The sequence below is a fragment of the Mesorhizobium sp. M7A.F.Ca.CA.004.04.2.1 genome, assembly GCF_004022825.1.
Taxonomy (GTDB): Bacteria; Pseudomonadota; Alphaproteobacteria; order Rhizobiales; family Rhizobiaceae; genus Mesorhizobium.
The window spans coordinates 1-10865 of the sequence record NZ_RZPH01000087.1; the positions used below are offsets into that span (position 1 = coordinate 1).

Genomic DNA, 10865 nt, shown 5'->3' on the forward strand with positions numbered 1-10865 from the left:
GTCCTTGTGGCTGAGTTCGCTCATCGCAGGCGACCCCTGTCTTGACTATTCGTCGCCCGGCACGCCGTAGCTCGGCGCATCGGATGGGTTTATGGCACGGGTCACATAGGCATCGAGCTGTGGCTTGTAGAGTTCCCACAGCGTCGCCAGTTGCTCGATCGGGCAGTCGTCGGTCCAGTCGCAGCGCAGATCGGCGACCGGCCACGCAACCTCGCGCACCAGCTTCATGCCAGCCGAATGGACCGGGCCGGCCTCGCCGCCCGCTTTCAGCGCGGCGCGCATGGTCGCGATGAGGCGGTCGCCGAGATGCCCTTCCGACGCCAGGAAAGCCTCGACCATGGCTTGCGGAACGCCGTCATGGGCCAGCATGTTGCCGCCGCAGGCGACATTGTCCGCACGCGCCTCCGCCCAGATGCCAAGCGCCTTGGGCCCTGAGTGGATAGCGGTCGTCCCGGCGGCATCGACAGCCAGCACCTGCCGGTATTCGGGATAGGCACCGGTGCGCTTCAATATGACAATCGCCTCTGCCGCCGACGCGCCGCGCGCCAGCAATTCGAGACCGCGCAGTCCCAGCGTAGGATCGGTGACGTTCTGACTGGCAACGGCGCCGGCGCCCGCCTGCGCATAGGCGCAGCGCGCCGCCACAGCAGGCGACGAGGAGGACACCGCGACCCCGAACATGCCGGTGCGGCTGCACCGCGCGACGATGGAGAATGTCATGACTTTAATCCGGGATAACTGCGGTGCCGTCGATCTCGACCAGCCAGTCCGGCCGCGCCAGGGCCTGCACGACAAGGCCGGTCGAGACGGGATGCACGCCTTTGATATACTCGCCCATGGTGCGGTAGACCGCCTCGCGATAGCGGACATCGGTAATGTAGACCACCACCTTGACCAAATGCTCCATGGTGCCGCCGCACTCCTCGATCAGCTGGCGGATGTTCTGCATGACCTTGTGCGTCTGTTCGACCGGATCATGGCTTTCGATATTCTTGGCCGTGTCGAGGTCCTGCGGGCATTGGCCGCGCAGATAGACGGTCCTGCCGCCCCGCGTAACGACCGCCTGGCACAGATCATTGTCGAGCTTCTGCTCGGGATAGGTGTCCTTGGTGTTGAACTTGCGAATTCTTGTATGGGCCATCTTGGTCTCCGTCAGTCGGCTCGAGGTCGGGACGTCCGTTTCCATGCCACTTTGGTCTCGCGCTTCGCGGACGCATGGTAGGCCAGGTACTTGCGCTGCGTGGAGATATGGTCCGCCACATGCTGGGCGTCGTGCCAGACGCCCCAGATGAAGCTCGACCCCCGCCGCGATTGCCACGGCAGTCCCAGGAAATAGATTCCCGGCTCGGTCGACACGCCGCGCTGGTGCTTCGGCTTGCCCTTTTCGTCAAACACATCGACCTTCAGCCAGTTGTAATCGACGGTGAAACCCGTTGCCCAGATGATCGAACCTATCCCGGCTTCCGCCAGGTTCAGCTCGAGAATGGGATCGGTCATGCATTGCGGGTCCGGTCCGATCTCGCGGGCCGCAGGCTCCTCTGGAAGGTCGAGGCCGTTGCGAGCGACATAGGCGTCGGCCTCGTCCAGCACCGACATGTAGTTCGCATCGCCGCGCGCGATATTTTTAGCCAAGTCCGACGCGAAGGTCAGAACCCCGTCCTTGTAGGATTCAGTCCGGCCAACCAGCATTATCCCTTGCGCGGCAAGACGCCGGAAGTCGATCGTCTGGCCGCCCCGCGCGCCGCTCACCGCGATGGTGACGTGTTCGGTGCCAGGCGCCGGCGCTTGAGCGTCCCATTTGCCCAAAACCCCCAGCCACCAGCAGAAGTCACGCTCGCGATAGGCCCGCGGCGGCCGATCATGCGGCCCGACCGAGAGGTAGACGCGCCGTCCCGCGCGCTGGAGTTCGTCGGCGATCTGCACCCCCGAGGACCCGGAGCCGACCACCAGCACCGCACCTTCGGGCAACTGGCCCGGATTGCGATAGGCGCTGGAATGGATCTGCATCGCTCCGGCATCCCCGGGGACAACCGCCGGAATGACCGGATGCTGGAAAGCCCCGGTAGCGGCAACCACGCTCCTGGCCTCGATCACGCCATCCGAGGTTTCGACCCGGAAGCCGGGACGGCCGACAAGCCTTTCCACGCTCCTGACCTCCACGCCGCAGCGGATGGGGGCAGCGATCATGCCGGCGTAAGCGACAAAATAGTCGGCGACCTTCTCCTTGCCGACAAAGGCGTCGGGACCGGCATCCGGAAATTCCATGCCGGGAAAACGATCATGCCAGGCGGGACCATTGGCAACCAGCGAGTCCCATCTTTCGGTACGCCAGCGTTCGGCGATGCGGCTTCGCTCGAGCACGAGATGCGGCACCCCGCACTTGCTCAGATGCTCGCTCATGGCCAGCCCCGCCTGGCCGCCGCCAACAACAAGCGTGTCTACCGTTTCGACTGGCATTTCAGCGGCCCTTTCTGGCTCTCCCCGGGAGTGTCTGCGGATGCGGCGGAGATCTGATCGTTGGTTTACTGGAGGCACCGGGCAGCGAAAATTATGATTTCATGTGGCAGTGGTTAGCTTGTCCCTAAATGCCGGGAAGCATGGCCGAAGATGTGGAGCGCGGGGCGTGGATCATCACTGTTGAGTCAGAAGAAACGGACGGCTCAGAGATAAAGGCTTCTGGCCGCCTTGGACGAGAGCAACTCCTTTGCCGGCCCCTCCTGGGCGACCTTACCCTTGACCAGCACATAGCCGCGATCGGCGATGCCCAGCCCCATTTCGGCATTCTGTTCGATCAACAGGATGGTCGTGCCTTGGCGATGGATTTCCCTTGTGATCTCGAAATACTCGCCGATGAGTTTTGGCGAGAGGCCGAGCGACGGCTCGTCCATGATCACCAGTCTGGGTTCGCCGATCAGCGCGCGCGCCAGCGCCACCATCGCCTGTTCGCCGCCGGACAGCGTGCCGGCGACTTGGCGCAAACGCTCATGGATGCGCGGAAAAAGCTTGCACATCTTGTCCAGTTGCACCGCGAAATTGGGCCCCCTGGCCGACACCGCATCATAGCCCAGGCGCAAATTCTCCATCACGGTCAGGCCGGGGAACAGCCGGCGCCCTTCGGGAACGAGCCCGACGCCGAGCGACGCCAGGTTTTCCGTGCCGAGCGTCGCCATGTCCCTGCCCATCACCTCGACCTTGCCGCGCTGCGCTCGCACGACACCGCAGACTGTCATGAAGGTTGTCGTCTTGCCGGCGCCGTTCGGTCCGAGCAGGCAAACCAGTTCGCCGGGGCGTACGCTCATCGCCACGCCGCGCAGCATCGGCACCGCGCCATAGGAAGTATCGACATCCCTGAGTTCAAGCATGGGCGACCGCCTTCCCGAGATAGGCTTCCTGGACGCGCGGGTCGGCGCGCACCGCCGCGAAGTCGCCCTCGGCGATCTTGCTGCCATAGTCGATGCAGGTGACATGCTGCGGGAACGCTTCGACCACCCGCATGTCGTGCTCGATCAGAACTACCGACAGAGCAGGGTTTTGTACGCGCAGCCGCGTGATGTCGGCCACCAGTGCGTCGGTTTCCGTGTCGTCCATGCCGACCGAAGGTTCGTCGAGCAGCAAGAGCTTGGGCTGCGATGCGAGCGCGCGGGCAATTTCCAGCCGTCGCCTGTCGGCCTGCGCCAGCGTGCCCGCTGGCCGGTAGCGTTGTTCGAACAGGTCGCCGGAGCCGAGCTTGAGCAGGGTTTCGGCCTTTTCCACGCAGGCCGCCATCTCACGGCGCGACGCGCCGGGCCGAAACAGCGCGGTCAGCACGCCGGTCCTGGTGCGGGTGTGCATGCCGATGATGACGTTGTCGAGGACACTGAGGTCGGAGAACAGACGCGACGACTGGAATGTGCGGGCGATGCCGCGGTCGACAACTTCGTAGGACGGGCGGCCGGTGATCTCGGCGCCGTCGAAGGTCACGCGACCGGAGGTTGGCCGGTAGACGCCGGTCACGACATTGAACAGCGTCGACTTGCCGGCGCCGTTCGGGCCGATGACGGCGAGCACCGCGCCCTTGTCGATCGACAGGCTGACATCGTTGAGCGCGACCAGGCCGCCGAAGCGCATCGTCAAATTCTCGACCTTGAGAAGCGCGCTCACAGTCCGCCTCCGTAGCGCCGCATGCGTTGCGGGAACAGACCTTGCGGCCGGATCATCAGGAAGCCGATGATGACGACGCCGAAGAACAGCAGGCGGTAGTCGGCGAACGCGCGCAATTTCTCCGGCAGGATGGTCAGCAGGAACGCACCGACGATGACACCGAAAATATTGTCCATGCCGCCGACGATGACCATGGTCATGATGGTGACGGAGACCAGGAAGGTGAAATTGTCGGGAGAAATGTAGGAGACGTAGAAGGCGTAGATCGTGCCGGCGAAGGCGGCGAGAAAGGCGTCGACGGCGAAGGCCAGAACCTTGAACCACGCCACATTGATGCCTTGCGCCTTGGCGGCGATCTCGTCGGCGCGCAGCGCATTCCAGGCCAGACCGATGCGCGAACCGTGCAGCCGATGCGCGGTGACGATGGCGACGACGACCAGTGCGGCCGACAAATAATAGAAATTCGCCTGGCTCGGCAGCTTCCAGCAGAAGATCACCAGCGGATCGGCAAAGGAATGGCCGAACAGGCTGGGCGCCGGAATGCCGACCAGTCCGTTGGGTCCGCCGGTCCAGCTGAAATTGTTCAGCAATTGCTGGACCACGACACCGAAGGCGATGGTGACAAGCGCCAGATAAGTGTCGCGCGTGCGCATCGACGGGATGCCGATGATGAAACCGAACAGGGTCGCCGCCAGCGCCGCGACCGGCAGCGTCAGCCAGAAGCTGACGCCGAAATTGATCGCCAGCAGCGCCGACACGTAGGCGCCGATGCCGTAGGAAGCGCCGGTGGCGAAGTTCGGGATGTTGGCGCTGCCGAGCTGGAAATTGAGCGCCAGCGCCAGCACCGCATAAAGCTCGGCGACGATCAGCAGATGGAGGATATAGGTGTTGGATCCGACGAAGAACGGAAAGGCCAGGACGATGACCGCCGCAGTGATCATCGCCACGAGCGGAACCCGGGCAAAGCTCGCCAACGCATAGTCGGCGATCCACGGCAGCCTCTCCAGCAGATAGAAACCGAGGCCGAGCAAGGCCAGCAGGCCGACCACCTGCCAGCCGCCGTCGACTTTGAGGATGAGGTACAGGAACGCTGCCCCGATGATTTGCGAGGCGATGGCGAAGACCGTGGCCGCGGCTATGCCCGGCACGTCGGGTGAAGCACGACCCTGCATGCTAGACTTTCTCCATGACGGTGCGCCCAAGCAGGCCGGCGGGGCGGAAGATGAGCACGGCGATGACCAGCAGGAAGACGAAGACCAGCCGGTAGGAAGCGCCGTCCGGCACGAATGTCTGCGCCAGCACTTCGATGCCGGCAATGATCAGTCCGCCCAGTATGGCGCCCGGCATCGAGCCGAGGCCGCCGATGACCGCGGCGGAAAAGCCGAGCAGGCCGGCCATGACGCCGAAGTCGAACCGTGTCACGCCGGCATAGCTTGCGAACAGAAGTCCAGCGATGGCGCCGATAGCCGAGGCAATGAAGAACGTCGCACGGAAGACGCGTGCATCGCGGATGCCCATCATGCGCGCCACGACCCGGTCCTCCGAGGCCGCCCGGATGCGCAGCCCGAGCGGGGTCATGCGCAGGAAGACAAACAGCATGGCAACCAGCGCGACGGTCAGCACCACCACCAGCAGCGCGAACCAGCTGATGGCAACGCCGGAGATTTCGAAAGCCATGCCCGACACCAGGCGCGGGAAGGCATGCGGGTTCGATCCCTGCGGATAGAGATGGCGGATCAGCTCGCGGATGACGATGCCGAGCGCCACGGTCGCCACCAGCGCCATCATGGCGGGCGCATCGCGGAAGCGCCTGATGACCACCTTGTCCAGCAGGACGCCGATCAAACCGACGGCGAACACGGCGACCGGAACCGCAAGCACCAGCCAGGCGGGCCCCGAGGCGCCAAGAGCGGTCGCCAACGCCTGGGCAAGCGCCAGCGTGATGAACGGCGCCGTCATCGCGACATCGCCGTGCGAGAAATGAATGACGTTCAAGACACCGAAGATCAGGCTGAATCCGATCGCCAGCAAGGCATAGATGCAGCCAAGGGTTATCCAGTTCACCAGTTGCTGGACAAGCAGTTCCGCCATGCGGTCGGTCTCTCGATTGAAGCCGACAGGTATCAATCGCCATCCCGGGCGGACAGAACGAATCTCCGAACTCACGAGTCACAATTTCCGAATTTCGTCACTGAATACGCGCCCGTACACTGATGATCAGCCGACGATCACGATCGGCCGGGTCGCTACGACGGCGGCAGATAATTCTGTTTGAGGTGGAACCATGCAAAACAGGCGCAGTGCGCTTATCCGCGTATCGTCAATTCTGGCCGGCTCTCTGTTTGCCATCGCCCTGGGCGCCGCCCAGGCGCAGGCCGACCAGATCAAGCTCGGCTTCATCGGGCCGCTCTCCGGCGGCAACGCCCAGCAGGGCCTCGGCGCCCGCAACGGCTTCCTGCTCGCCATCGAGCAGGCCAATGCCAGCGGCTATCCGCACCAGGTGGAAGGCGTCGTGCTCGATGACGCCTCCGATCCGGCGGTCGGCGTTTCGGCGGCGCAGAAGCTGGTCAACGATCCCGCGGTGGTCGCGGCAACGGGGCATTGGAACAGCTCGGTCGCGTTGGCGACGATCCCGGTCTTCAACCGCTCGCAGATGCCGTTCATCGTCTGGGGCGCGGTCAGCCCGAAGATTACCGAACAGAACTTCCCGAACGTGACCCGCGTCACGCCGACGCTGGTCAACGAGAACAAACCGCTGGCCGAAGCCATCGCCAAGCAAGGCAAGATCAAGAAGATCGCCATCATCTCCGACACCACCGACTACGGTGCGGCCAACACCAAATGGTTCGGCGATTTCTTCAAGGCGGCCGGCGGCGAGGTCGTTTCTTCGGATGCCGCAGCTGTCGGCACGACCGATTTCCGCGCCATGCTGACGACCGCGAAGGCAGCGTCGCCCGACGCGGTCTATTTCGGCGGTGTCGTCACCGAAGCAGCGCTGGTGCGCAGCCAGATGGCCGACCTCGGCATGGGCAATCTGCCGATGTACGGAATTTCAGGCATCTACGACCCGAAATTCATCGAGATCGCGGGAGCTGCCGCCGAGGGCACCATCGCCGGAACTCCGGCCGTCCAGTCGAACCCCAAGCTCGAGGAGTTCAACAAGGCCTATGAAACCAAGGCTTATCCCGATCCTGCCGGCTCCTATGCGAAATATGCCTACGAGGCGACGCAGATCCTGCTTCAGGTCATCAAGGAAAAAGGCCTCGACGACAAGGAGGCGCTGAGCAAGGCCATTCGTGACATCCACCACGACGGCATTCTGGGAGACGTCTCGTTCGATGCCAACGGACAGACCAACATGGCCATCGACATCGACATGTTCGTCGTCCGCAGCGGCAAATGGGAGAAGATGTAACTTACCTGATCGACGCCGCGCCCGTTCTCAGTGGCGCGGCGTCGATCACCTTCATCGCCGAGCTCGCAAAAGTCCTGACCGGAGCGCCTGACCATGAATGACGAGGCTGGCCACGGCGCACCTCGAAAGGCCGTCGAGATCAAGGGCGTCTCCAAGGTGTTCGGCACCTATCAGGCGCTGAAGCCTGTTTCCTTCGACATCTACGACAACGAGTTCTTCACGCTGCTCGGCCCGAGCGGCTGCGGCAAGACCACCCTGCTGCGCATGATCGCCGGTTTCGAGCAGCCGACGGCGGGGCAGATTTTCCTGCACGGCTCGGACATACAGGGACTCCCCCCGCATAAGCGGCGGGTCAACACCGTCTTCCAGAGCTACGCCCTGTTTCCGCATATGAGCGTCGAACAGAACATCGGCTTCGGGCTCGAAAACCTCGGCTGGTCAAAGGGCCGCCGCGATAAGCGCGTCGCCGATATGCTTCGTCTCGTCCATATGGAGGCCTTTGCCGGGCGCAAGCCGCAGCAATTGTCGGGCGGCCAGCGCCAGCGCGTCGCGCTCGCCCGCGCCCTGGCGCCGGAACCGGAAGTGCTGCTGCTCGACGAACCGCTCTCCGCACTCGATCTGAAGCTGCGCCAGGCCATGCGCGACGAGCTGCGCATCCTGCAGCGCAAGACCGGCATCACCTTCGTCTTCGTCACCCACGACCAGGAAGAAGCGCTCGACATGTCGGATCGCATCTGCGTTCTCGGCGATGGCGAGATCCAGCAGCTTGGCACACCCGCGGCGATCTACGAGGAGCCGTCGAACCGCTTCGTCGCCGATTTCATCGGCGAGACCAACTTCCTCGATGCTGACGTGATTGCCGTGGACGGCGAGCAGGCAACCGTGAAAACGCAACTCGGCATGACCTTGACGGCCTCTCACAAGAATGCGGTCGCCGGCCAGAAGGCCTTCATCTCGATACGTCCGGAAAAAATCAGCCTGCCCGCGCAGGACAACCCGATCGCTGTCGACGGCACGATCATGAGCACCAATTATCTTGGCGGCTACACATACTATCTCGTTGAAGCGGGCGGAACCAAGCTGCGCATCTCCAAGCGCAACAGCCTCAGCCGCGGCCAGATGTTCGAAATCGGGCAATCGGTAAAAGTTGGCTTTGCCGCCGAATCCGTGCGGATCCTCGGCGCATGAAGGCACGCACAAAAAGTCCCGACTGGAATGTCCTCGGCCTGCTGCCGGCCCATCTCATCATGCTGCTGACGCTGATCATCCCGATCGGCATCATCATCGTGGTGTCGTTCTCGACGCGCGGACCTTACGGCGGGTTCGAATATGTGTTCACCACAGCGCCCTACAAGCAGCTTTTGTTCAACGAAGGCTGGACCGGCGAGATGGAGTTCAATCCGCAATATCTCATCGTTGTTGCCAGAACGCTGGTCCTGTCGGCCGTGACAACATCGATCTGCCTGCTCCTGAGCTTCCCGGTCGCCTATTTCATAGCGCTGCAGCGGCCGGCGATCAAAGTGCTGCTGATCTATCTCGTCACGCTGCCATTCTGGGTTTCGATGATCGTGCGCGTCTATTCCTGGATCATCATCCTTGGCAAGGATGGTGTCGTCGAAAAGACCCTTCGCGGTCTCGGCCTCGTCGACAACATGGACTCGCTGCTGTTCGGCAACACCGCCATGCTGCTCGGTCTCGTCTACAGCTACATTCCGCTGATGATCCTGCCGATCTTCGCCTCGATCGAGAAACTCGACCCTGCGCTCATCGAGGCGTCGCATGATCTCTATGGCAACCGCGTCACCACATTGCGCCGCGTTATCCTGCCCCTCACCCGGCCCGGCATGATCGCCGGCGCGATCCTGGTGTTCGTTCCAAGCCTCGGCGCGGTCCTGGAGCCGACCCTGCTCGGCGGCGGCAAGACCATGATGATGGGCAATCTCATCCAGCTACAGTTCGGTGGCGCCCGCAACTGGCCGCTCGGCGCCGCCATCGCCATCGTGCTGATGGCCGCGGTCATGGTCTTCCTGATTTTCCAGGGTCTGCGCTCGATGCGCACCGAAGGCATGGAGCGTGCGGCATGAACGCGGACGATGATGTCAGGCGCTATCCGGGCTTCGGTCTCTTCAGCGCGATCTTCTTCGCCTATCTCTATTTGCCCATCGCCGTCGTGGTGTTCTACTCTTTCAATGCGAACCGGATCGTCTCCAATTGGGGCGGCTTCTCATTGCACTGGTACGCCACCGCTCTGTCCAACGCCAACCTGATGACAGCGGTGAAGACCTCCCTGCTCGTCGCCACGGTCGCCACAGTCGCCTCGACCCTTGTCGCGTTGATGGCGGCATTGGTGCTGGTGCGCGGCCGCGATGTCCGGTTCCGCCGCATCTCCGAAGCGGTGGTGAACCTGCCGCTGCTCCTGCCCGAAATCGTCGTTGCTGTCGCCGTCCTGATCCTCTTCTCCGAGATCGGGCTCGCCAACGGAATGGTGAAGCTGATGATCGCCCACACCACCTTCTGCATCCCGTTCGCCTTCCTGCCGATACGCGCCCGCCTGCAGGGAATGGACTTCGATCTGGAGGAAGCCGCCCGCGATCTCTATGCAACCGGTTGGGTCGCCTTTCGTCGCGTCACGCTGCCGCTCATCCTGCCGGGTGTGTTCGCCGGCGCCATGCTCGCCTTCGTCATCTCGATGGATGATTTCATCACCAGCAACCTGTTGAATTCCGGCGGCGCCACCACGCTGCCGGTCTACATTTTCTCGCTGATCAAGCAGGGCGTGTCGCCGCAGCTCAACGCAATCTCGACCTTGATCATGATTGTTTCGGTGGTGCTGGCGACCGTGGCCTTCCTGCTTCAGCGACGGCAGTAGCAGCGGCGTAGTTTTTCCTAATCAAGGCGTCGGGCAAATCGAATTTATCGAACCCGGCAGTTTGTTATCGTCGCCCCTGGGAGAACAACAAACAGGGGAATGACATGACGACTAAAATTGCAGCGCTCACCATGGCCGGTGCCATGAGCCTCGCCTTTAGCGTGCCCGCTCTCGCCGAGGGCAGCCTGGCCATCTACGCATGGGCGGATTCCATCTCGCCCGAGATGGTCACGAAATTCGAGAAGGAAACCGGCATAAAGGTCACGGTCGACGCCTTCTCATCCAACGAGGACCTGCTCACCAAGCTGCAGGCCGGCTCGTCGGGCTACGACATCGTCACGCCTTCGCAGCACTTCGTGAAGATCATGATCGATAGCGGGATGCTTGAGGATTTCGGCGCCAGTTCGATGGCGGCCTACAGCCAAGTCCTGCCGGACCTGT

The 10865-nt window shown here is 62.8% G+C and carries 12 protein-coding genes; 5 read left to right on the forward strand and 7 right to left on the reverse strand.

Annotated features, from left to right (window positions below; genetic code table 11):
• Positions 1–45: 45 nt before the first annotated feature.
• The 7 genes from EN893_RS06380 to EN893_RS06410 form a co-directional block, all read right to left on the reverse strand.
• The gene (locus EN893_RS06380) at positions 46–720 is read right to left on the reverse strand and encodes a DUF1028 domain-containing protein (protein ID WP_127267115.1); all 675 of its coding nucleotides are present in this window, start codon (positions 718–720) and stop codon (positions 46–48) included.
• A 4-nt stretch (positions 721–724) separates the two neighbouring features.
• Positions 725–1141 (reverse strand): RidA family protein, encoded by a 417-nt coding sequence (locus tag EN893_RS06385; RefSeq protein WP_127267116.1) that lies wholly within the window; start codon positions 1139–1141, stop codon positions 725–727.
• Positions 1142–1152: 11 nt separating this feature from the next.
• Positions 1153–2457 (reverse strand): NAD(P)/FAD-dependent oxidoreductase, encoded by a 1305-nt coding sequence (locus EN893_RS06390; RefSeq protein WP_127267117.1) that lies wholly within the window; start codon positions 2455–2457, stop codon positions 1153–1155.
• A gap of 203 nt (positions 2458–2660) precedes the next feature.
• Positions 2661–3362: an ABC transporter ATP-binding protein gene (locus EN893_RS06395; protein WP_127267118.1), complete on the reverse strand. Its 702-nt coding sequence runs from the start codon at positions 3360–3362 to the stop codon at positions 2661–2663.
• Positions 3355–4140 (reverse strand): ABC transporter ATP-binding protein, encoded by a 786-nt coding sequence (locus EN893_RS06400; protein ID WP_236382713.1) that lies wholly within the window; start codon positions 4138–4140, stop codon positions 3355–3357. Before EN893_RS06400 ends, EN893_RS06395 begins: the two co-directional genes overlap by 8 nt.
• Entirely contained in the window at positions 4137–5312 is a 1176-nt protein-coding gene (locus EN893_RS06405; protein WP_127267119.1) for a branched-chain amino acid ABC transporter permease, read from the reverse strand. Before EN893_RS06405 ends, EN893_RS06400 begins: the two co-directional genes overlap by 4 nt.
• Before the next feature lies 1 nt (position 5313).
• Positions 5314–6231 (reverse strand): branched-chain amino acid ABC transporter permease, encoded by a 918-nt coding sequence (locus EN893_RS06410; protein ID WP_127267120.1) that lies wholly within the window; start codon positions 6229–6231, stop codon positions 5314–5316.
• A gap of 193 nt (positions 6232–6424) precedes the next feature.
• On the opposite strand from EN893_RS06410, the gene EN893_RS06415 reads away from it, so the two are divergent.
• The 5 genes from EN893_RS06415 to EN893_RS06435 all read left to right on the forward strand — a co-directional run.
• Complete coding sequence (locus EN893_RS06415; RefSeq protein WP_127271535.1) at positions 6425–7555, forward strand: branched-chain amino acid ABC transporter substrate-binding protein; 1131 nt, start codon at positions 6425–6427, stop codon at positions 7553–7555.
• A gap of 93 nt (positions 7556–7648) precedes the next feature.
• Entirely contained in the window at positions 7649–8743 is a 1095-nt protein-coding gene (locus tag EN893_RS06420) for an ABC transporter ATP-binding protein (RefSeq protein WP_127271533.1), read from the forward strand.
• On the forward strand, positions 8740–9639 hold the full coding sequence (locus EN893_RS06425; RefSeq protein WP_127271531.1) for an ABC transporter permease: 900 nt from the start codon (positions 8740–8742) through the stop codon (positions 9637–9639). Before EN893_RS06420 ends, EN893_RS06425 begins: the two co-directional genes overlap by 4 nt.
• On the forward strand, positions 9636–10424 hold the full coding sequence (locus tag EN893_RS06430; protein WP_127271529.1) for an ABC transporter permease: 789 nt from the start codon (positions 9636–9638) through the stop codon (positions 10422–10424). Before EN893_RS06425 ends, EN893_RS06430 begins: the two co-directional genes overlap by 4 nt.
• 104 nt (positions 10425–10528) lie before the next feature.
• On the forward strand, positions 10529–10865 hold a 337-nt coding region (locus tag EN893_RS06435; RefSeq protein WP_206640090.1), incomplete at its 3' end, for an extracellular solute-binding protein.

Bases quoted from the DNA above. Each gene is read 5' to 3' on its own strand.
- EN893_RS06380 (WP_127267115.1), bottom strand. From the start codon at position 720: ATGACATTCTCCATCGTCGCGCGGTGCAGCCGCACCGGCATGTTCGGG.
- EN893_RS06385 (WP_127267116.1), bottom strand. From the start codon at position 1,141: ATGGCCCATACAAGAATTCGCAAGTTCAACACCAAGGACACCTATCCC.
- EN893_RS06390 (WP_127267117.1), bottom strand. From the start codon at position 2,457: ATGCCAGTCGAAACGGTAGACACGCTTGTTGTTGGCGGCGGCCAGGCG.
- EN893_RS06395 (WP_127267118.1), bottom strand. From the start codon at position 3,362: ATGCTTGAACTCAGGGATGTCGATACTTCCTATGGCGCGGTGCCGATG.
- EN893_RS06405 (WP_127267119.1), bottom strand. From the start codon at position 5,312: ATGCAGGGTCGTGCTTCACCCGACGTGCCGGGCATAGCCGCGGCCACG.
- EN893_RS06410 (WP_127267120.1), bottom strand. From the start codon at position 6,231: ATGGCGGAACTGCTTGTCCAGCAACTGGTGAACTGGATAACCCTTGGC.
- EN893_RS06415 (WP_127271535.1), top strand. From the start codon at position 6,425: ATGCAAAACAGGCGCAGTGCGCTTATCCGCGTATCGTCAATTCTGGCC.
- EN893_RS06420 (WP_127271533.1), top strand. From the start codon at position 7,649: ATGAATGACGAGGCTGGCCACGGCGCACCTCGAAAGGCCGTCGAGATC.
- EN893_RS06425 (WP_127271531.1), top strand. From the start codon at position 8,740: ATGAAGGCACGCACAAAAAGTCCCGACTGGAATGTCCTCGGCCTGCTG.
- EN893_RS06430 (WP_127271529.1), top strand. From the start codon at position 9,636: ATGAACGCGGACGATGATGTCAGGCGCTATCCGGGCTTCGGTCTCTTC.